The organism is Streptomyces phaeochromogenes (genome assembly GCF_001418655.1).
GTDB lineage: Bacteria > Actinomycetota > Actinomycetes > Streptomycetales > Streptomycetaceae > Streptomyces > Streptomyces phaeochromogenes.
In genome coordinates this window covers 1-18,708 of sequence record NZ_LIQZ01000087.1, presented here as the reverse complement: position 1 = coordinate 18,708, position 18,708 = coordinate 1, and the positions used below count along the sequence as shown (strand labels likewise).

General features: G+C 71.4%; 19 protein-coding genes and 1 pseudogene. 18 read left to right on the top strand and 2 right to left on the bottom strand.

Annotated elements, in window-relative coordinates:
• Positions 1 to 142 precede the first annotated feature (142 nt).
• Entirely contained in the window at positions 143 to 916 is a 774-nt protein-coding gene (locus tag AOK17_RS50715) for an SCO2400 family protein (RefSeq protein ID WP_055612514.1), read from the top strand.
• Positions 917 to 995: 79 nt separating this feature from the next.
• Complete coding sequence (locus AOK17_RS12645; RefSeq protein ID WP_079052990.1) at positions 996 to 1,997, top strand: glycoside hydrolase family 43 protein; 1,002 nt, start codon at positions 996 to 998, stop codon at positions 1,995 to 1,997.
• 67 nt (positions 1,998 to 2,064) lie between these two features.
• Here AOK17_RS12645 and AOK17_RS12640 read toward each other — a convergent pair whose 3' ends face one another.
• The gene (locus AOK17_RS12640) at positions 2,065 to 2,757 is read right to left on the bottom strand and encodes a M24 family metallopeptidase (RefSeq protein ID WP_055612512.1); all 693 of its coding nucleotides are present in this window, start codon (positions 2,755 to 2,757) and stop codon (positions 2,065 to 2,067) included.
• A 186-nt stretch (positions 2,758 to 2,943) separates the two neighbouring features.
• On the opposite strand from AOK17_RS12640, the pseudogene AOK17_RS53940 reads away from it, so the two are divergent.
• From AOK17_RS53940 to AOK17_RS12575, 14 genes and pseudogenes are all read left to right on the top strand, one after another.
• A pseudogene (locus AOK17_RS53940) lies at positions 2,944 to 3,051 on the top strand (helix-turn-helix domain-containing protein); the annotation flags it as partial.
• A 66-nt stretch (positions 3,052 to 3,117) separates the two neighbouring features.
• The gene (gene modA, locus AOK17_RS12635) at positions 3,118 to 3,942 is read left to right on the top strand and encodes a molybdate ABC transporter substrate-binding protein (RefSeq protein ID WP_055612511.1); all 825 of its coding nucleotides are present in this window, start codon (positions 3,118 to 3,120) and stop codon (positions 3,940 to 3,942) included.
• The gene (locus AOK17_RS12630; protein WP_055612510.1) at positions 3,939 to 4,817 is read left to right on the top strand and encodes an ABC transporter permease; all 879 of its coding nucleotides are present in this window, start codon (positions 3,939 to 3,941) and stop codon (positions 4,815 to 4,817) included. The genes modA and AOK17_RS12630 overlap by 4 nt, the downstream gene beginning before the upstream one ends.
• On the top strand, positions 4,814 to 5,995 hold the full coding sequence (locus AOK17_RS12625; RefSeq protein ID WP_079052975.1) for an ABC transporter ATP-binding protein: 1,182 nt from the start codon (positions 4,814 to 4,816) through the stop codon (positions 5,993 to 5,995). The genes AOK17_RS12630 and AOK17_RS12625 overlap by 4 nt, the downstream gene beginning before the upstream one ends.
• 158 nt (positions 5,996 to 6,153) lie before the next feature.
• Positions 6,154 to 6,573 (top strand): TOBE domain-containing protein, encoded by a 420-nt coding sequence (locus AOK17_RS12620; protein ID WP_055612509.1) that lies wholly within the window; start codon positions 6,154 to 6,156, stop codon positions 6,571 to 6,573.
• Between the two features lie 181 nt (positions 6,574 to 6,754).
• Complete coding sequence (locus tag AOK17_RS12615) at positions 6,755 to 7,060, top strand: MSMEG_0570 family nitrogen starvation response protein (RefSeq protein WP_055612508.1); 306 nt, start codon at positions 6,755 to 6,757, stop codon at positions 7,058 to 7,060.
• Entirely contained in the window at positions 7,057 to 8,373 is a 1,317-nt protein-coding gene (locus tag AOK17_RS12610; RefSeq protein ID WP_079052974.1) for an MSMEG_0569 family flavin-dependent oxidoreductase, read from the top strand. Before AOK17_RS12615 ends, AOK17_RS12610 begins: the two co-directional genes overlap by 4 nt.
• Positions 8,374 to 8,391: 18 nt before the next feature.
• Positions 8,392 to 9,207, top strand: coding sequence for an amidohydrolase family protein (locus tag AOK17_RS12605; RefSeq protein ID WP_055612507.1), 816 nt, complete (start codon positions 8,392 to 8,394; stop codon positions 9,205 to 9,207).
• A 60-nt stretch (positions 9,208 to 9,267) separates the two neighbouring features.
• Positions 9,268 to 9,798, top strand: coding sequence for an MSMEG_0572/Sll0783 family nitrogen starvation response protein (locus tag AOK17_RS12600; protein ID WP_055612506.1), 531 nt, complete (start codon positions 9,268 to 9,270; stop codon positions 9,796 to 9,798).
• 10 nt (positions 9,799 to 9,808) lie between these two features.
• The gene (locus AOK17_RS12595) at positions 9,809 to 10,930 is read left to right on the top strand and encodes an MSMEG_0568 family radical SAM protein (protein WP_245697117.1); all 1,122 of its coding nucleotides are present in this window, start codon (positions 9,809 to 9,811) and stop codon (positions 10,928 to 10,930) included.
• A 5-nt stretch (positions 10,931 to 10,935) separates the two neighbouring features.
• A complete protein-coding gene (locus AOK17_RS12590; protein WP_079052973.1) occupies positions 10,936 to 12,438 on the top strand; it encodes an MSMEG_0567/sll0787 family protein in 1,503 nt (500 codons plus the stop codon).
• On the top strand, positions 12,435 to 13,289 hold the full coding sequence (locus AOK17_RS12585; protein ID WP_055612505.1) for a carbon-nitrogen hydrolase family protein: 855 nt from the start codon (positions 12,435 to 12,437) through the stop codon (positions 13,287 to 13,289). Before AOK17_RS12590 ends, AOK17_RS12585 begins: the two co-directional genes overlap by 4 nt.
• Positions 13,286 to 14,122: a carbon-nitrogen hydrolase family protein gene (locus AOK17_RS12580; RefSeq protein WP_055612504.1), complete on the top strand. Its 837-nt coding sequence runs from the start codon at positions 13,286 to 13,288 to the stop codon at positions 14,120 to 14,122. Before AOK17_RS12585 ends, AOK17_RS12580 begins: the two co-directional genes overlap by 4 nt.
• Complete coding sequence (locus AOK17_RS12575; protein ID WP_055612503.1) at positions 14,119 to 15,219, top strand: MSMEG_0565 family glycosyltransferase; 1,101 nt, start codon at positions 14,119 to 14,121, stop codon at positions 15,217 to 15,219. Before AOK17_RS12580 ends, AOK17_RS12575 begins: the two co-directional genes overlap by 4 nt.
• A gap of 18 nt (positions 15,220 to 15,237) precedes the next feature.
• Here the strand turns inward: AOK17_RS12575 and AOK17_RS12570 are convergent, their stop codons facing one another.
• Positions 15,238 to 16,416, bottom strand: a complete 1,179-nt coding sequence (locus AOK17_RS12570) for a cytochrome P450 family protein (RefSeq protein ID WP_055612617.1) — start codon at positions 16,414 to 16,416, stop codon at positions 15,238 to 15,240.
• A 192-nt stretch (positions 16,417 to 16,608) separates the two neighbouring features.
• Here AOK17_RS12570 and AOK17_RS12565 point away from each other — a divergent pair, with 192 nt between their 5' ends.
• Both AOK17_RS12565 and AOK17_RS12560 read left to right on the top strand, forming a co-directional pair.
• Entirely contained in the window at positions 16,609 to 17,160 is a 552-nt protein-coding gene (locus AOK17_RS12565) for a SigE family RNA polymerase sigma factor (protein WP_055612502.1), read from the top strand.
• A complete protein-coding gene (locus AOK17_RS12560; protein WP_055612501.1) occupies positions 17,157 to 18,509 on the top strand; it encodes an outer membrane protein assembly factor BamB family protein in 1,353 nt (450 codons plus the stop codon). The genes AOK17_RS12565 and AOK17_RS12560 overlap by 4 nt, the downstream gene beginning before the upstream one ends.
• Positions 18,510 to 18,708: the final 199 nt, after the last annotated feature.

The following is an 18,708-nucleotide window of genomic DNA, read 5'->3' as shown; positions in this document are numbered from 1 at the left end:
GAACCCGTGCAGGAGTCTCACACAGACTGCACACAGTCCCTCGAAAGCCTCGTTAGCGTTGCAGGCCGCTCGATCCCACGTACGAACGTGCCCGGGCCGCGGCCCGGAGGGTCGACGGTGCGTCAACCCAGGAAGACCCCAGATGGACTACTGCACCTCCTGCCGCCGGCATCTCAACGGCGCCCTGGTGTGTCCCGGGTGCGGCGCCTACGCCCCGGACATCGCCCCGATCACCGCCGGCGGTCACACCGTCCCGGCCCCGCCCACCTCGGCGACGACGGGCACGGCGCCAGTCTGGGAGGCCCCGCGGACCGACCCGGGCGACGACCTCGTACCCGTGCCGTCCGCCCCGCAGGGACGGGCGGCACGGCGTCGCCAGCGGGCCCGCTGGAAGAAGAACCAGCGCCGGGCCGTCGTGGCGACCGCCGTCGCACTCGTCGGTGGCGGCCTGACGGTGTCCGCGATGAACCAGCAGTCCGGCGACCGCGCACAGGCGGCCACGGCACCGGAGTCGGCCGGCACGAGTACGGACACCGTGGACGAACCGTCGACGCCCTACACGCCGTCGACCGGGACACGGCCGGACACCGGCGCCTCCTCCCCCACATCGGCCGCGCCCGAGCGCCCCAGCCGACAGCGCACCGCCGCCCCGCCACAGAGCACGCCCTCGAACCTGCGAACCGACTCGGCCGCGCCGCCGCGTACGACGACGGAGTCGGCCGCTCAGCCGCAGACGACGTCCCCGACCTCGCCCGCCCCCGAGGACACGCCCTCCGACCGCAACGAGGCGCAGCCCAGTCAGACGCCCACGCCCTCTGCCACCGAGCCGAGTTCGCAGCCGCCGCAGTCGACGAGCCCCGAGCCGACCGCGACCTCGCCGTCGCAGATATGCCTGCTCGTGGTGTGTCTCGGCTGACGGCGTCGAGTCCGTCCGGCGAACCGGCCGCTCTCGGCTCCTGTCGACGTAGTCTTCGGCCGTGGCCGAGAGCGAACTGATGCGCCTTCCCGACATGCCGCTGCACGACCCCTTCGTCGTCGCCGACACGAAGACGCGCGCCTACCACCTCTACACGTCCAACGACCCTTCCGTATCGGGCGTGGACGGCACCGGCACGATGGTCTACCGCAGCGACGACCTGCGCGACTGGACACGTCCCGTCGTGGTCTTCCTGGCCGCCGAGCAGCGGGAACTCTGGGCGACCGACGGCGGCTGGGCGCCGGAAGTGCACGAATGGGGCGGCAGGTACTACCTGTTCACCACGCTGCACAACCAGGACCGGTCGATTCCGGTGCCTCCGCCCAACCAGTGGGGTGTGCCGTTCCAGATCCCGGCCTACATGCGCGGCACGATCACGGCCGTCTCCGACTCGCTGCTGGGCCCCTTCACCGTCGTCGACCCCGCACGCCCCACCCCGCCAGAGAACCTCATGACCCTCGACGGCACGCTCCACGTCGACCCGTCCGGACAACCCTGGATGGTGTACGCGCACGAGTGGCTGCAGACCATCGACGGAACCATGGAGGCGATCCGGCTGGCCCCGGACCTGACCCGGACGATCGGCGACCCGGTCCTCCTGTTCAAGGCCTCGGACGCGTCCTGGATCACCGAGCAGATCCCCGCCGGCCTGCCGAACCAGCTCCCGCCCTACGTCACCGACGGCCCCCAGCTCCACCGCACCCCCGACGGGTCCCTGCTCATGCTGTGGTCGACGTACGAGAAGAACGTGGTCGGCCAGGACGGGTCCATCAGCGGCGGCTATGTGCAGACCTACGCGACCTCCAGGTCCGGCAGCATCACCGGGCCGTGGCAGCAGCACCGGCCGCTGGTCCGCGAGGACAGCGGCCACGGCATGCTCTTCCACACCTTCGACGGCCGGCTGATGATGATCCTCCACCGCCCCTTCGAGAACGCACGGGGCAAGCTGTACGAGATGGAACTCAGCGGCCACGAGCTACGGGTGCTCCGTCGACGCGCCGACCTCGACGGCGGCGGCTGACACCGCGCGGCGTCCGAATTCGACGGGCCGAGGCGCGGGAACCCCGCGGCGTCGCTGGCATGACGGATCAGCCCAGGTCGAGCAGTTCTTCGTAGAAGCCGCCGAACCCGCGCTCCTGGTCGACGAGATGGATCTCCAGGATCCAGTGGCAGCGGCGCCCGGCCTTGTCCGTGCGCCGCATCGGGGTGTCGTTGCCCGGCGCGATGTACGACTCCACGTCAGCGCCGTCGATCCACTCGTGCGGGAACTCGCCGACCAGGTGGCCGGCGTGCCAGCCGCCCAGCTCCCACCCGGCGTCGGTGGCGAGCCGCTCGACCTCGGCGTACAGCCGCTTGCCGGTGATGTCGGGCTCGCTCTCGAAGAACCGCCGCCCGGCCGCGAAGAGCCTCGGCAGATCGTCCCTCAGCCGCCGCTTGACCGGATCGTCGCCCAGTACGAAGGTGCGCCCGAAGTCGGCCTCGTACTCCTCGAAGATCGGTCCGAAGTCGGCGAACACGATGTCGTCCGCGCCGATCACGCGGTCCGGGGGATTCTCCCGGTAGGGCTTCAGTGTGTTCGGGCCGGAGCGCACGATCCGCTTGTGCCAGTGGCGGGTCGTGCCGAACAGCTCGTTCGCCAGGTCCCGGACCCGGTCGCTGACCGCCCGCTCCCCCTGTCCCGGCGCGATGAGCCCGCGCTCCTCGATCTCCGCGAAGAGCCGTTCGGCCTTCGCCTGGGCGCCCAGCAGGCGCGCCGCGCGCGTGGATTCGTCGTCCGCCATGCGTCCGACCGTAGGCGGGTGGATCTTCGTCCGGCAACCGGATTCGTCACGGCGACCGGCTCCCGGAAGACCGCGCCCGGGCAGCCGTCTCGTACAAACGCACATTCCAGCTCTGCGAATCAATGATCCGGCTCATGCAATGAGACAGTAGGCTTTGGCCTTGCATTTGCGGCAGTATCATCTGCACTGCACGTCTACCGGATCGGGGACGCCGCCGCCCTGCTCGGTATCAGCGCCGACACCGTGAGGCGCCTGGTCGACGGTGGGAAGCTCGCCGCCGAGCGCGACGGGACGGGCCGCCGGATCATCCCCGGGCCGGTCCTCGCCGCCCATGCCAGTAATAGAGGGAGTAGATCCGTGATGACTCGTTCCGCGCGCCGGACCCGCCGGACCCTGCAGGTGGCCGGTGCGGGAGCCGCCGCGTTGCTGGCTCTGAGCGCCTGCTCCTCCTCCGACGACTCGTCGACGGGGTCCGGCTCCTCCGCGTCGGCGTCCTCGTCGGACAAGCTGTCCGGCACGGTGACGGTGTTCGCCGCGGCCTCCCTGAAGGAGAGCTTCACCGCGCTGGGCAAGGAGTTCGAGCAGGAGCACCCCGGCACGAAGGTGACCTTCAGCTTCGGCGGCAGCGACTCTCTCGCCGCGAGCATCACCGGCGGCGCCCCGGCCGACGTGTTCGCCTCCGCCAGCCCCAAGACGATGGCCATCGTCACGGACAAGGGCGACGCGTCGGGCACGCCCGCCACCTTCGTCCGCAACCAACTGGAGATCGCCACCCTGCCCGGCAACCCGGACAAGATCGCCTCCCTCAAGGACCTCACCAGGTCGGGCCTGAAGGTCGTGCTCTGCGACAAGACCGTGCCCTGCGGCGCCGCCGCCCAGAAGGCGCTGGATGCCAGCAAGCTCAAACTCACACCGGTCTCGTACGAGCAGGACGTCAAGGCCGCCCTGACCAAGGTCGAACTCAAGGAGGCCGACGCGGCCGTCGTCTACAAGACCGATGTGAACGCCGCCGGTGACAAGGTGGAGGGCGTGGACTTCCCCGAGTCGGCCGACGCCATCAACGACTACCCGATCGTCCAGCTCAAGGACGCCCCGAACGCCGAGGCGGCCAAGGCGTTCATCGCACTCGTGCAGTCCGCCGACGGCCAGAAGGTCCTGACCGAGGCCGGGTTCCTCAAGCCGTGAGCTCCCCGACCGACGCGCCCGACACGCCCGCCGCCGCGGCCGACACCCTCCGGGGTGGGCCGCGGCGCGGGCGCGGGCGCGTCCGGAAGGGCTTCGGCCGGGGCGTACCGCTGCCCCTGCTGGTGCCCGCGCTGCTCGGCCTGGCGTTCCTGGTGCTGCCGCTGATCGCCCTGCTGGTCCGCACCCCCTGGCACAGCCTGCCGGACCAGCTGACCAGCCCCGAGGTCTGGCAGGCGCTGAAGCTGTCCCTGCTGTGCGCCACGGCGGCGACCGCGGTGAGCCTGGTGATCGGGGTGCCGCTGGCCTGGCTGCTGGCCCGGGTCGAGTTCCCCGGACGCGGGCTCGTACGGGCCCTGGTCACCCTGCCGCTCGTGCTGCCCCCGGTGGTGGGCGGTGTGGCACTGCTGATGGCGCTGGGCCGCAACGGCATCGTCGGGCAGTGGCTGGACGCGTGGTTCGGGATCACGCTGCCGTTCACCACCACCGGTGTCGTCATCGCCGAGGCGTTCGTGGCGATGCCGTTCCTCGTCATCAGCGTCGAGGGCACCCTGCGCGCCGCCGACCCCCGCTACGAGGAGGCCGCCGCCACCCTCGGCGCCTCCCGCTTCACCGCCTTCCGCCGCGTCACGCTTCCGTTGATCGCGCCCGGTATCGCGGCGGGCGCGGTCCTGGCCTGGGCACGGGCGCTCGGCGAGTTCGGCGCGACGATCACCTTCGCCGGCAACTTCCCCGGCCGTACGCAGACCATGCCACTGGCCGTCTACCTCGCCCTGCAGAGCGATCCCGAGGCGGCCATCGCCCTCAGCCTGGTGCTCCTCGCCGTGTCCGTCGCGGTCCTGGCCGGGCTGCGCGACCGTTGGATGACCGCCTCATGACCCACACCGAGAAGACCCAGAAGGCCCAGAAGACTCAGAACACCGAGAAGGCCGAGAAGGGTGAAAAGGGCGAGAAGGGCGCGTACGAGGCCACGGGCGTCCCCGGCCCGGGTCCGTCGGAGGTTCCGGCAGGGGCTCCGGCGGGGCTGGACGCCCATCTCGTCGTCGACCGCGGCTCGTTCCGGCTCGACGTGGCGCTCACCGCCGCACCCGGCGACGTCGTCGCGCTGCTGGGCCCCAACGGCGCCGGAAAGACCACCGCCCTGCGCGCGCTGGCCGGCCTGACGCCGCTCAACGGCGGCCATCTCCGCCTGGACGGTGCGGCGTTGGAGCGTACGGCGCCCGAGTCGCGCCCGGTCGGTGTCGTCTTCCAGAACTACCTGCTCTTCCCGCACCTCACGGCCCTGGACAACGTGGCGTTCGGCCCGCGCTGCCACGGCGCGACCAAGGCGGAGGCCCGCGCCCAGGCCGCCGAGTGGCTGGAGCGGATGGGCCTCGCCGAGCATGCCGGTGCCAAGCCCCGCCGCCTCTCCGGCGGTCAGGCCCAGCGCGTCGCCCTCGCCCGCGCCCTCGCCACCAACCCCCGGCTGCTCCTCCTCGACGAGCCCCTCGCCGCCCTCGACGCCCGCACCCGCCTGGAGGTCCGGACCCAACTCCGCCGCCACCTGGCCGAGTTCGAGGCCGTCGCCGTACTCGTCACCCACGACCCGCTCGACGCCATGGTGCTGGCCGACCGTCTCGTCGTCATCGAGGACGGCCGCGTCGTGCAGGAGGGCACCCCCGCCGACATCGCACGCCACCCGCGCACGGACTACATCGCGCACCTGGTCGGTCTGAACCTCTACAAGGGACGGGCCGAGGACCACACGGTCCACGTGGACGACGGCCCGGCGATCACCACCACGGAGGATCTGACGGGCCCGGTCTTCGTCGCCTTCCCGCCGAGCGCGGTCACCCTCCACAGGGACCGCCCCACCGGTTCCAGCGCCCGCAACCTCTGGCAGTGCGAGGTCGCCGGTCTGGAGACCCACGGCGACCAGATCCGGGCCGCCCTCACCGGCGAACTCCCGCTCGCCGCCGACCTCACCACCGTCGCCGCCGCCGAACTCGACCTCCACCCCGGGGCCATCGTCTGGGCCACGGTCAAGGCTGCCCAGACCCACGCCTACCCGGCCTGACACTCCCCCGCTCACCACGGCACGCGAGGTCTTCGACGTCATTCGCCCGGCGGATGCGACCTGCCTCACCACGGCTCACGCCCCACCCGGCTACGGTGAAACCCACAACCACCGCAAAGTGAGACATATCAACTACGCAGTCTGTGAGGCATCCCGTCATGAGTCTGAGCATCCGCAACCAGCTCCCCGGCACCGTCACCGCCGTCACCCCGGGCGAGGCCATGGCGACCGTCAAAGTACGTCTCGACGGCGGGCAGGAGCTCACCGCGGCGATCACCTTGGAGGCCGTCGAGGAACTCGGTCTCGCCGAGGGTTCCGCCGTCCGCGCCCTGGTGAAGTCCACCGAGATCTCGCTGGCCACCGGCCCGGTGGACGGCCTGTCCATCCGCAACCGGCTCCCGGGCACGGTCACCGGTATCGCCACGGGCGGCGCCATGGCCTCCGTGAAGGTGAGCGTCGAAGGCGGCAACCTGACCTCGGCGATCACCAAGGACGCCGTCACCGACCTCGGTCTGGGAACCGGTACCGCCGTCATCGCCCTGATCAAGTCGACCGAGGTGTCCCTCGCGACCGTATGAACCGATGCCCGGCACGCGAACTCGGGCCCCGACACAGCTTCTCAATCTCCATTGCGGCGTGAGATTCTGGCAACTCCCCTTTATTCCGGATGACTTCGTTCGGAAATCTCCGAGGGCTGGAGTTGTTCTCCACGGACAGCGGCGAGGTGTCAAGACCTCGGCGCCCGGCATGGAGGATGTCATGCCCGAGATGTATTTCCATGTGCGCTGGCCCGACGGCGTGACACAGCGCTGTTATTCCCCCTCCACGGTAGTCGAAGACTATTTCACCCCCGGCGATGAATACGAGCTCGCGGAATTCGTCGAGCGCAGCCGCACGGCACTCGGTATCGCCGGGGAGCGGGTGAAGGAGAAGTTCGGCTTCTTCTGCACCGGCGCTTCCGACCAGCTCGCGCAGATCGAGCGGACCGCTGCCTCCTACAGCGCCGTCGGCGGGGCCAAGGTCGCGGTCGAGTCCCTGACCGGCGCCGACGGGAGGGCCCGGTGAGCCGGGCGATACGGCCGGCCGGTGCCCACTTCCCGGTGGCCGTGGTCGGCGGCGGGCAGGCGGGCCTGTCGATGAGCTACTGCCTGCGGCAGCGCGGTGTCGAGCACGTCGTCATCGAGGCGAACCGGGTCGGGCACGAGTGGCGGGAGCGCCGCTGGGACTCCTTCTGTCTGGTGACCCCCAACTGGCAGTGCAAGCTGCCTGGTTACCCGTACCGGGGCGACGATCCGGACGGCTTCATGGTCCGCGACGAGATCGTCCGGTACCTGGAGGACTATGTGGCCTTCTTCCAACCGCCGCTGGTCGAGGGGGTGTCGGTCACCCGGCTGCGGCGCACACCGGCCGGGGTCTTCGAACTCTCCACCACCGCAGGGGACTTCACCGCCGATCAGGTGGTGGTCGCGACCGGCCCGTACCACACGCCGTCCGTCCCGCCGATGGCCCAGCGCCTGCCCGACGACGTCGTCCAGGTCCACTCCTCCCGATACCGCGGCCCGGCCCAACTCCCCGACGGGGCGGTCCTGGTGGTCGGCACCGGCCAGTCCGGGTGCCAGATAGCCGAGGACCTGCATCTGGCGGGGCGGCCCGTGCACCTGGCCGTGGGGAGCGCCCCGCGCGTGGCCCGCTTCTACCGCGGACGCGACTGTGTGGCCTGGCTCGACGAGATGGGCCACTACGACAGGAGCATCGACGAGTTCGACGACGCCGGTGCCGTACGGATGCGGGTCAACCACTACGTGACCGGGCGCGACGGTGGCCGCGACATCGACCTGCGCGCCTTCGCCCGCGACGGCATGCGACTGTACGGGCGGCTGACCGGCATCAGCGGTACGGGACTGGAGTTCGCCGACGACCTGAAGGTGAACCTGGACCACGCGGACGCGGTCGCCGAGGGAATCAAGGACGCCATCGACGCGTACATCGGCGCACACGACATCGCCGCCCCCGACGAGCCCCGGTACGTACCCGTGTGGGAGCCCGCCGAGCAGCCCGGCTCTCTCGGTCTGGAGGCCGCCGGGATCACCTCCGTCGTCTGGTCGACCGGTTTCCGTCGCGACCACCGGTGGATCGAGGCACCCGTCTTCGACGGCCGCGGCTACCCGATGCACTGGCGCGGCGCGACGAGCACGCCGGGTCTGCACTTCCTGGGTCTGCCCTGGCAGCACTCGTGGGGTTCGGGCCGCTTCGAGGCGGTGGGCCGCGACGCCGGGTTCCTCGCCGACCACATCGACGCCTCGCGCCGCCTGGCCGATGTGTGCGGCACGCTCACCGGCGCACCCAGCGAACTCGCCTCCGCCCTCCCGATCGGCTGAGGGGGAGGAAGAGGAGACATGGTCCACGACGCACACCGCCACATCGGCGTCCTGCCCGCGTACCCCTTCTACGGCGGCCCGCCCGTCAACCCCGACACCACCGCCCGCGCCACCGTCAAGCAGCTCATCGCCGACCTGGACGCGGAGGGCACCGAACGCGCCCTGGTCATCCCCAACTACGGCGTCCCCGATCCCGCCATCGCCTTCTCCTTCAACGAGTTGGCGATCGAGGCCGCGCAGACCGACGACCGGATCCGCGCCGGACTGTGGGTCTCACCGCGCCCCGAGGACGAACAACGCACCGCACAGGCACTGGAGTTGGCCGGGGAACCCGGTGTGAAGGCGCTCAAGCTCAGCTTCCTGCTGGGCGGCGCCCCCACGGACGCCGACTGCCGCCCCCTGCTCGACCGCATCTTCGCCGAGGCCGCCCGGCACGACCTCGTCGTCCACGTCCACACCTCCCCCGGCGCCGCCTCCGACATCGACGAGGTCGGTCACCTCGTCGACCGGTACGCCGACCGGGTCCCCGTCCATCTCGTGCACTTCGGCGGCGGGATGAGCGGCCACATCAAGCTCGCCGGCTCCCGGTTCTTCGACTGGATCGACGCCGGCAAGCGCGTCTACACCGACCTCTCCTGGGCCATCGGCTTCACTCCCCGCTGGCTGGCCCAGGAGATCGAGCGCCGCGGCATCGGCCATGACCGGGTGCTCTTCGCCAGCGACCAGCCGTGGGGCGACTTCACCGGCGAGTACGCCCGCCTCGCCGCGGCCACCGGCGACGGCGAACTCGGCGACCTGGTCTTCCGGGACACCTTCGCCGCGCTCTACGACTGACCACCGATCCCGACCACGCCACGTACCGCGTACGACCACACCACGTACAGGGAGACAGCCATGTCCGAATCCGTCGTCACCGCCGAACTCTCCGACGTCGAGCAGAAGTCCCTCGACGAGATCCCGCACCCCTCGCTCCCCGAGGGCACCAGCATCTACGGCTCCACCAAGGTCTTCCCCGACTACCGGGCCGAGGACGGGGAGACCTACTTCACCCTCGTGCACGGCATAGCCCACGAGTCGTCGGTGTCCTTCGTCGCCGTCCTGCAAGCCACCCGCGCCCTGCGCAAGGGCTTCGAGACCGCCATCTACTTCTACGGGCCGGGCTCGCTCAACTGCCTTGCCACCCGCGGCTTTCCGACCGTCGGCAACTCCGCGTTCCCCGGCGAGCACAACATCAACAACCAGCTCAAGACGTTCATCGCGGAGGGCGGCAAGGTCTTCTGCTGCCGCTTCGGTCTGTCCCTGCACGGCGCCCGCGAGGAGGACCTCATCGAGGGCGTCATCCCCACCCATCCGCTCGACGTCCAGGACGCGCTGATCCACTACGCGCGCAAGGGCGCCATCATCAACTCCACCTACCAGCTGTAGGGAGCACGCCGTGAGCGTTGGCACCGGTACCAGCAGTACGGCGGTGGATGTGCGGATCATGACCCGCGCCGAACTCGCCCTGCGCGGCGTCGCGTCGGACGCGCCCGTGCGGCGGCCGGACGGCGCGGGGCCCAGCGACGACGGACACTTCCTGATCGGGCACGGTCACGCCGACGGTGTCAACGCCGCACTCCCCCGCAACCCCGACAGCCCCTTCTCCGTACGCGACGGCAAGGTGTGGCTGGGGGACGAGGACGGCCGTCTCCAGGACACCGGCATCTCCCTCACCCCCGTCCAGCGACCGAGGTTCTACGACCTGACCACTTCCGACGGCACCCGCTACGAACAGATCGCCCGCCTGCACGGCTCGGACGTCCTGGCCACCACCGTCGTCCAGACCTGTATCCGTTACGTCGAGTCCGACCGCTGTCGCTTCTGCACCATCGAGGAGTCCCTGCGCTCCGACGCCACCGTGGCCGCGAAGACCCCGGCACAGCTCGCCGAGGTCGCCGAGGCCGCCGTACGGCTGGACGGCGTCAGGCAGATGGTCATGACCACCGGCACCACCACGGGACCCGACCGCGGCGCCCGCAACCTCGTACGGTCGGTCCGCGCGGTTCTGCAGGCCGTACCCGGTCTGCCGATCCAGGTGCAGTGCGAACCACCCGGCGACCTGGCCTGGATCCGCGCCCTGCACGACGCCGGGGCCACCGCCGTCGGGATCCACGTCGAGTCCCTCGACGACGAGGTGCGCCGGCGCTGGATGCCCGGCAAGTCCACGGTTCCGATGGCCGAGTACGAGGCGGCGTGGGACGAGGCGGTGCGTGTCTTCGGACCGAACCGCGTCTCCACGTACCTGCTCGTCGGCCTCGGTGAGGACCCCGGCGAACTCATCGCGGGAGCGGGCAGGTTGATCGACCGAGGGGTGTATCCGTTCGTCGTCCCCTTCCGCCCGATGAGCGGCACGCTCGCCGCCCGCGACGGCGTCCCGGCGCCCGGCGCGGAACTCCTGACGTACGTCACCGAGGGCGTCGCCGCGAAGCTGCGTGCCGCCGGAATGAGCGGCGCCGACCAGAAGGCCGGCTGCGCGGCCTGCGGGGCGTGCAGTGTGCTCCGGGCCGCGGGCGGGTGAGCGGCGTGTACCTCGACGGTTCCGTCGTCGGGCCCGCCGTGGACGGGCCGCAGGACATCCTGGCTCTGCTGGGCGACCGCAGCACGCTCGCCCGGCTGCCCACCTTCCGCATCGAGGAGGCGGAGGGCACGACGGACGTGGCCGCCTACCGGCAGCTGCGCCGTGACGCCTTCGTCCACGAGCAGGGGCTCTTCGCCCGCCATGATCTGGACGACCGCGACAGCGACCCCCGGACCGTCGTCCTGGTCGCGAAGGATCCGGCGGGCGCCGTGGTCGGCGGGGTGCGTCTCGGCCCGGTCGACGACGGCCCCGACATCGGCTGGTGGCAGGGCGGTCGCCTGGTCGTCGCCCGCCGGGCGCGCGGCCCGCACGGCATCGGTGCGGCGCTCGTCCGAGCCGCCTGCGCCCGGGCGGAGGCGGAGGGCGTGCTGCGGTTCGACGCGACCGTCCAGGCCCCGAGCGAGACGCTGTTCCGGCGCCTCGGCTGGCAGCGGGTCCGGGACGTCGAGGTCGCGAACACCCCGCATGTACTGATGCGTTGGCCGATCGGCCGCATCGCCGCCCTCACGGCGGGCACGAAGTCCGCCCTGGGGCCGCTCCTGACGGCCCTCCGTGAACCGGCGGTTCGCGCCGCCGCCCAGGACCCTGTCGGCGGGGCCCTGCGCACCGCGGCGCGAGCCGTCCTCGGAGGTACCGGCTTCGTCGGTGACGACGGGGCTCCCGTCCCCGGCACCGACATGATCGCCGCGTGCGACGCGATCGTGCCGTCGATGGTCGAGCGAGACCCCGGGTGGGCGGGCTGGTGCGCGGTCCTCGTCAATGTCAACGACCTTGCGGCGATGGGTGCTTCACCGCTCGGGCTGCTGGACGCGGTGGGCGCTCGCGACGCGGCGCACGCCGCTCGGGTCCTCGCCGGACTGGCCGGGGCAGCGCGGTCGTACGACGTGCCGGTGCTCGGCGGACACACCCAGCTCGGCGTCCCGGCCGCCCTGTCGGTGACCGCTCTCGGTCGCACCGACCGCCCGGTTCCGGGCGGCGGCGGACGCCCAGGACACGCCGTTCGGCTGACCGCCGACCTCGGTGGCGGCTGGCGCCCCGGATACCGGGGCCGCCAGTGGGACTCGTCCACCCACCGCCGTACGGACGAACTGCGCGCGATGACCGGTTCGGTGGCCGCCGCCCGGCCCGCCGCCGCCAAGGACGTGTCGATGGCCGGGATCGCCGGCACGCTCGGCATGCTCGCGGAGGCGAGCGGCTGTCGCGCGGTGCTCGATGTGGCGGCCGTGCCCCGACCGCGGGCCGCGACCGTGGGCGACTGGTTCACCTGTTTCCCGGGCTTCGCGATGCTCACGGCCGACGAGCCGGGCGCACCGCCCCTGCCGGCCGGACCCGCCACGGGCGGCGTCTGCGGGGAACTCGCCGAAGGACAAGGGGTCGGGCTGCGCTGGCCCGACGGAGAGATCACCGAAGTGGTCGCGTCCAGCGTGACCGGGATGGGGACCGCATGACCGCCCTGCGCATGGCGGCCGTCGCCGCCGAGTTCGGCCGCGACCTGGAGGAGGACTTCCAGACCGCCGAACGGCTGATCAAGGAGGCCCGGGAGGAGGGCGTACGGCTGCTCGCGCTCCCGGAGGCGTGCTTGGGCGGGTATCTGCTGAGCCTCGACGACGACACGGAACTGGACGGGGGCCCGCCGGCCCTCGCTCTCGACGGCCCCGAGATCCGCCGACTGGCCGCCCTCGCCGGGGAGATGACGGTCGTCGCGGGCTACTGCGAGGCGGGGGCGGACGGGCGGCGCTACAACAGCGTCGTCTGCGTCACCGGCGACGGCGTCCTCGGCAACCACCGCAAGGTGCACCAGCCTTTGGGCGAGGACGCCAGCTACGCCTCCGGCGACCGTTTCCACGCCTTCGACACACCGGCCGGCCGGATCGGCATGATGATCTGCTACGACAAGGCGTTCCCGGAGTCCGCCCGCGCACTGGCCCTGGACGGGGCGCAGCTCGGGGTCTGCGTCTCCGCGTGGCCCGGATCCCGTACGAACGCGGCCGCCAGCCTCGAAGAGGACCGGTGGAAGCGTCGTTTCGACCTGTTCGACCGGGCCCGCGCGCTGGAGAACCAGATCGTGTGGCTCTCCGCCAACCAGTCGGGAACCTTCGGGTCGCTACGCTTCGTCGGCAGCGCCAAGGTCGTCGACCCCGGCGGCGAGATCCTCGCCGACACCGGCGTCACGGCCGGCATCGCCGTCGCCGAACTCGACGTCGTACAGGCCCTGGACACCGCACGCCGGTCGATGGGGCATCTGCGCGACCGGCGGCCCGAGACCTACGACCTTTCCCCGGGAGCAGTCAGCGCATGAGCACCATCCGGATCGCGGCCGCGGCCGCCCATTTCGGCCGCGACCTGGAGTTCGACCTGGCCCGTATCGCGAAACTCGTCGACGACGCCAGGGGGTCCGGCGCCGGTCTGCTGGTCCTGCCCGACGCCGCCCTCGGCGGTTACCTCGCCGACCTGCGTCACCCCGACCCCGAGGCCCTGCCTCCGGCCCTGAAGCCCGACGACCCGCTGATCCTCCAAGTCGCGCGCCTGGCGGCCGAGATGGTGGTCTGCGTCGGCTACTGCGAGGACGGCGGCACCGAGCGTTACAACGCCGCCGTCTGTGTCAGCGGCGACGGGATCCTCGGCCGCCACCGCAAGGTCCACCTGCCCGCCGGAGAGGTGGCGGCCTACTCCCCCGGCGACCGCTTCGACGCCTTCGACACCCCGGTCGGCCGTCTCGGCATGCTCATCGACTACGACAAGACCTTCCCCGAGTCGGCCCGCTCCCTGGCCCTGGACGGCGCCGAGATCCTCGCCTGTCTGTCCGCCTGGCCCACCAGCATCACCAACCGCGCCCCGCGCATGGCGCAGGACCGCCAGGCCAAGCTCTTCGACCTGTACGACCAGGCCCGCGCCGCCGAGAACCAGGTCGTCCTGGCCTCCTCCAACCAGACCGGCGCGATGGGCGGCATGCGCTTCCTCGGCCAGTCCAAGGTGGTCGGCCCCGGCGGCGACATCCTCGCCCGCACCTGGGCGAAGGCCGGCCTCGCCGTCGCCGAGGTCGACGTCGCGGAGGAGATCGACCGCGCCCGCCGCATCCTGCGCCACCTGGACGAACGGCGACCGGACGCCTACCGGGAGACCTCCTCGTGACGGGGCTCGGGATCGCCCTGCTCAGCTACTCCACCAAGCCTCGCGGGGGTGTCGTCCACACCCTCGCCCTCGCCGAGGCGCTCGCCGCGACCGGGCAGGACGTCACGGTGTGGACGCTGGGCCGCGGCGGCGACTCGGGCTTCTTCCGGCCCGTGGATCCCGCCGTACGGCTGCGGATCGTCCCTTTCCCGGACGGCCCACCGCAGGAGTCCGTCGGCGAGCGGATCCTGCGCTCCATCGCCGTACTCGGCGAGGCCTTCGAGCCCTTTGCGGCGGCGTACGACATCGTCCATGCCCAGGACTGCATCAGCGCCAACGCGGTGGACGGCCGCTGCGTCCGCACGGTCCACCACATCGACCACTTCACCACGCCCGAACTGGCCGCCTGCCACGAGCGCGCCATCGTCGAGCCGTACGCGCACATCTGCGTGTCGGCGTCCGTCGCCGCGGAACTCACCGACGGCTGGGGCATCAAGGCGGAGGTCGTCCCCAACGGAGTGGCGTACGACCGTTTCGCCACGACCGATCCGGCCGCCCGCGCGAACTGGCGCTCCCGCCTGGGCGGTTACGTCCTCACCGTCGGCGGCATCGAACCCCGCAAGGGCTCCCTCGACCTGCTGGAGGCGTACGCCCTCCTGCGCGCCGAGCACCCGGCCGTACGGCTCGTGATCGCGGGCGGCGAGACCCTCTTCGACTACCGCGACTACCGGACCCGCTGGGAGAACCGGGCGGCCGAACTCGGCGTCGAACCGCTCGTGCTGGGCCAGGTCGCCGAGGACGAACTGCCGTCGCTGGTGGCCGCCGCGGATGCCTTCGCCTTCCCCTCGGTCAAGGAGGGCTTCGGCCTGGCCGCGATGGAGGCACTGGCCGCCGGCGTCCCGCTCGTCGTACGCGACCTGCCCGTCCTGCGCGAGGTCTTCGGCCCCACCGCCCGCTTCGCCGCCACGCCCCACGACCTGGCCACCGAACTCGGTCACGCCCTCACGACGGACGCCCCCGCGCGACGTGAGGCCGGCCGCGCCCTGGCCGCCCGCCACACCTGGGCCTCCGCGGCCCACAGCCACCTCGACTTCTACCGCTCGCTCGACACGACGTGAACCCGCGCGCCCGCGTCCTCACAGGATGAGGGGCAGGGACGCGAGGCCGCGCATCAATCGCGTGTGCCGCCATTCCAGTTCCTCGGCGGGAACGGCCAGTCGAATGTCGTCGAAGCGGGAAATGACAGCCCGGAGTGCGAGTTCGCCTTCGGCTCGCGCGAGAGGTGCTCCCAGGCATCTGTGAATTCCGTGGCCGAAAGCCAGATGCCCAGCGGCACCGCGGTCGAGATCGAGCTGGTCCGGTGCGGGGAATCGGTTCGGGTCGCGGTTGGCGGCGCCGGGAGCGATGAGTACCGGAACGCCTTCGGGAATCACGGTCCCGCCGAGCGTGAACTCCTCGGTGCTGTAACGGAACGTGGCGATCCCGACAGGCGAGTCGAAGCGCAGCAACTCGTCCAGCGCACTCCCGAGGAGCTGCGGCCCGGCCCTCAACCGCGCGAGGGACTCCGGGTGTTGGAGAAGCGCCAGGGCCGCGTTGCCGATGAAGTTGGTGGTGGTCTCGTGGCCGGCCACGAGCAGGAGCACGGCGAGCGACACGAGTTCGTCCTCGGTCAGCTGATCCTGGCCGTCGCGTACGGCGATGAGGTCGTCGAGCAGACTCTCGCCGGGCGAATTCCGTCTGGCGGCGACGAGGTCGGTCATGTAGCCGCCGATGGCATGGGAGGCGGCGTCGATCCGTCGGGGATCTCCGGCGGCGAACAGCTCGCTCGACCAGGTGCGCACGAGCCGCCGGTCGGACTCGGGTACCCCCAGCATCTCGCAGATGACAGTGACCGGCAGCGGGACGGCGAGACTCGCGACGAGGTCCACCGGTCCGCGGTCGGGCCAGGCGTCGAGCAACTCGTCGACCAGGCCGGCGATGTACGGACGCATCCGTGCGACGGCCCCGGTGGTGAACGCCTTCGTCACCAGGGCCCGCAGCCGTGCGTGCCGCGGAGGGTCGGTGGCAAGCATGTTCCGGGAGACGGCCGGATGGAGGTCGCGCTGCGACGGCCGCCCGGCGAAGAACCGCACGGTGTCCTTCGAGAGCCGAGGATCGGCGAACGCCTCCCGGGCCTCCGCGTAGCCCGTGACCAGGTAGCTGTCGCGCCCTCCTGAACCGGTGGGCACCTTCCGCACCGGCGCCGCCTCTCGCAGCCGGGCGTAGGCCGGGTACGGATCGGCGAAGAACCGCGGGTCCTGCAACGGGTCGGTCACGCTTGCGGCTCCATTCCCGTGGGTCTTCGGTTCGTCGGTGACGGTACGTGCGATCTTGCCCTGGGCGAAGGCGCGGGAGACGGCAGGGGCGCGCGCGGGGGCGACGGCATGTGTGAACACACAATCTCGCTCGCTGAGGGATAGCGACGGGTGGTTCATCACGTCGTGGTGGTTGCGAGAAGGGGAGGGTCGATGGAGGCCACAAGTCACGACGAGTTCCGGGAGTTCGTAGCGATGCGCTCCACCGCGCTGCTGCAGCTCGCGGTGCTGCTCACCGGAGGGGACCGGCATGCCGCGGAGGACCTGCTGCAGATTGCGCTGATGAAGGCCTACGGACGCTGGGCTCATATCGAGCAGCCCGAGGCGTACGTCCGCCAGGTCATGTACCGCCAGCAGGTCAACCGCTGGCGGCTGCGCAGGCACCGCGCCGAGACGACGGTGCCCGTACTGCCCGAGTCCGGCGGCGACGCCGGCACCGCGTCGGACACCGAACTGCGGATCGCGCTGTGGGCGGCGCTCGGAAAGCTGACGAAACGGCAGCGGGCCGTGGTCGTACTGCGCTACTTCGAGGACCTGCCGGAGGCCGAGGTCGCGGCGCTGCTGAGATGCCCGGTCGGCACGGTGCGCAGTACGGCGTACCGGTCGCTCGCCAAGCTCCGGCTGCTCGTACCGGAGCTCGGGCCCGAAAGTCCCGCGGAACAGGTGCAGTCGCTCAGTTACACGCCGAAGGAGGTCCAGGGATGACGACGGAGCAGGTGGAGGAGAAGGTCCGGGAGACACTGCGCGCGGTCGCCCTGGACCGGGTACGGGCGCCCGGGGACCTGGCCGAAACGGTGGTGCGGCGGCGCAGTCGGCGCCGTTACTCGCAGGCCGCGGGGGCGGCGGTGGCCGTTGCCGCGATCACCGTGGGGGCGGTGTTCGGCTTCGGCGGCGGTACGGCCGAGCATGACCGGCCCGCGCGGCCGGCGGCGTCACCGGACGGTTGGAAACCATGGAAGAGCAGCGCCCCGGGCGCCGCCGAGCGGGGCTGCGTGGTGGAGGGTTCCGCGCTGTACTGCAGCGGGTCCAAGTACGACGTCGCGAAGTTCGACGCCAACACCGGCGAGCGGCTGTGGACCGTCAAGGTCAATCGCGAGGGCGACGGGCCCGACCACGCGTTCGCCGTGCGGGACGGCGTGGTCTACGCCTACCGCAATCACACCGCGGACAAGGAGCCGAACGGTGACTACATCGGCGGTACGGACCTGATGGCGGTGGACGCCGACACCGGCAAGGTGCTGTGGACGGCCGAGATGCCGCAGGACGACCGCACCGACCAGGCCGCCATGCTCATCGACGGCGCGGTCCTGGCGAACACCCCTTCGCTCCGCACCATGTCGGCCCTCGATCCGCGGACCGGTGAGGAGAAGTGGCGCCACACCTGGGACAAGGGAATCGTGTGCGAGCGGGCGGTGCTGAGCGGGGTGCCCTATCTCCTGTGCACTCAGGACACCGAGAAGCCGGGCGACACCGACATCTTCCGTCTCGATCCCGCCACCGGAAGTGCCGAGAAGGTCGTGACCATGCCCGGCAGGCAGCAGCTCGTCGGGACCTCGGGCGACCGGATGGTTCTGGTCGCGGCGAAGAGCGTGGGCACCAAGGACCTGCGGCTGACCAACGTCAGCGGCTCCGGCGAGCAGACCACACACTCCTATCGGATCGAGGGAGAGCCGGCCAACTCGGACATCGTCGGTGATCTTCTGATCTCCGTGTCCTGGCAGGGCAAGGCCTCGGCCTACTCGCTGACCACGGGAAAGACCCTGTGGACCGTCCCGGTGGGCGTCAAGATGCCCGGCAAGGACGCGATCACGGGCCTCGCGGCGCCCGTCCTGTCGGCGAGCCAGTGGGTCTTGTACTTCGTGGGCCCGACCGGAGACCTGTCCGGCCTCGACGTGCGCACGGGCAAGCAGGTCTGGCGCGGCCACTCCGACACCGGCAGCCAGAAGCCGGAGCCCTCCTTCGGGAATCCGCCCCAGCTCCTGCTCTACGAGGACGTTCTGGTCGCCCGGCACGACAGCAGGATCGTCTCGCTCCTGCCGCGAATCGAGGACTGATCCAAGGACCGTCGGCCGGGGCGGCAACCTGCCCCGGCCGATGGCACCTGCTGCAGCCACACTGCGACCACCCGCCCTCAACCAGAGGTCGGCGAGCCCCGACGGCCCGCTCGGGTGGTTGCCCCGGTGCGCGGCCTCGGGGCCAGCGCCGCGCGCAGCGCCGGGGTGAGGATGTGGCGGGTCTCGGAGGGGGTGAGGG

What these genes read in the sequence shown, in the direction of transcription:
- modA (WP_055612511.1), top strand. Translation starts at nt 3,118, where the DNA reads ATGACTCGTTCCGCGCGCCGGACCCGCCGGACCCTGCAGGTGGCCGGT.
- AOK17_RS12585 (WP_055612505.1), top strand. Translation starts at nt 12,435, where the DNA reads ATGACCGCCCTGCGCATGGCGGCCGTCGCCGCCGAGTTCGGCCGCGAC.
- AOK17_RS50715 (WP_055612514.1), top strand. Translation starts at nt 143, where the DNA reads ATGGACTACTGCACCTCCTGCCGCCGGCATCTCAACGGCGCCCTGGTG.
- AOK17_RS12605 (WP_055612507.1), top strand. Translation starts at nt 8,392, where the DNA reads ATGGTCCACGACGCACACCGCCACATCGGCGTCCTGCCCGCGTACCCC.
- AOK17_RS12645 (WP_079052990.1), top strand. Translation starts at nt 996, where the DNA reads ATGCGCCTTCCCGACATGCCGCTGCACGACCCCTTCGTCGTCGCCGAC.
- AOK17_RS12640 (WP_055612512.1), bottom strand. Translation starts at nt 2,757, where the DNA reads ATGGCGGACGACGAATCCACGCGCGCGGCGCGCCTGCTGGGCGCCCAG.
- AOK17_RS12560 (WP_055612501.1), top strand. Translation starts at nt 17,157, where the DNA reads ATGACGACGGAGCAGGTGGAGGAGAAGGTCCGGGAGACACTGCGCGCG.
- AOK17_RS12580 (WP_055612504.1), top strand. Translation starts at nt 13,286, where the DNA reads ATGAGCACCATCCGGATCGCGGCCGCGGCCGCCCATTTCGGCCGCGAC.
- AOK17_RS12625 (WP_079052975.1), top strand. Translation starts at nt 4,814, where the DNA reads ATGACCCACACCGAGAAGACCCAGAAGGCCCAGAAGACTCAGAACACC.
- AOK17_RS12615 (WP_055612508.1), top strand. Translation starts at nt 6,755, where the DNA reads ATGCCCGAGATGTATTTCCATGTGCGCTGGCCCGACGGCGTGACACAG.
- AOK17_RS12600 (WP_055612506.1), top strand. Translation starts at nt 9,268, where the DNA reads ATGTCCGAATCCGTCGTCACCGCCGAACTCTCCGACGTCGAGCAGAAG.
- AOK17_RS12565 (WP_055612502.1), top strand. Translation starts at nt 16,609, where the DNA reads ATGGAGGCCACAAGTCACGACGAGTTCCGGGAGTTCGTAGCGATGCGC.
- AOK17_RS12620 (WP_055612509.1), top strand. Translation starts at nt 6,154, where the DNA reads ATGAGTCTGAGCATCCGCAACCAGCTCCCCGGCACCGTCACCGCCGTC.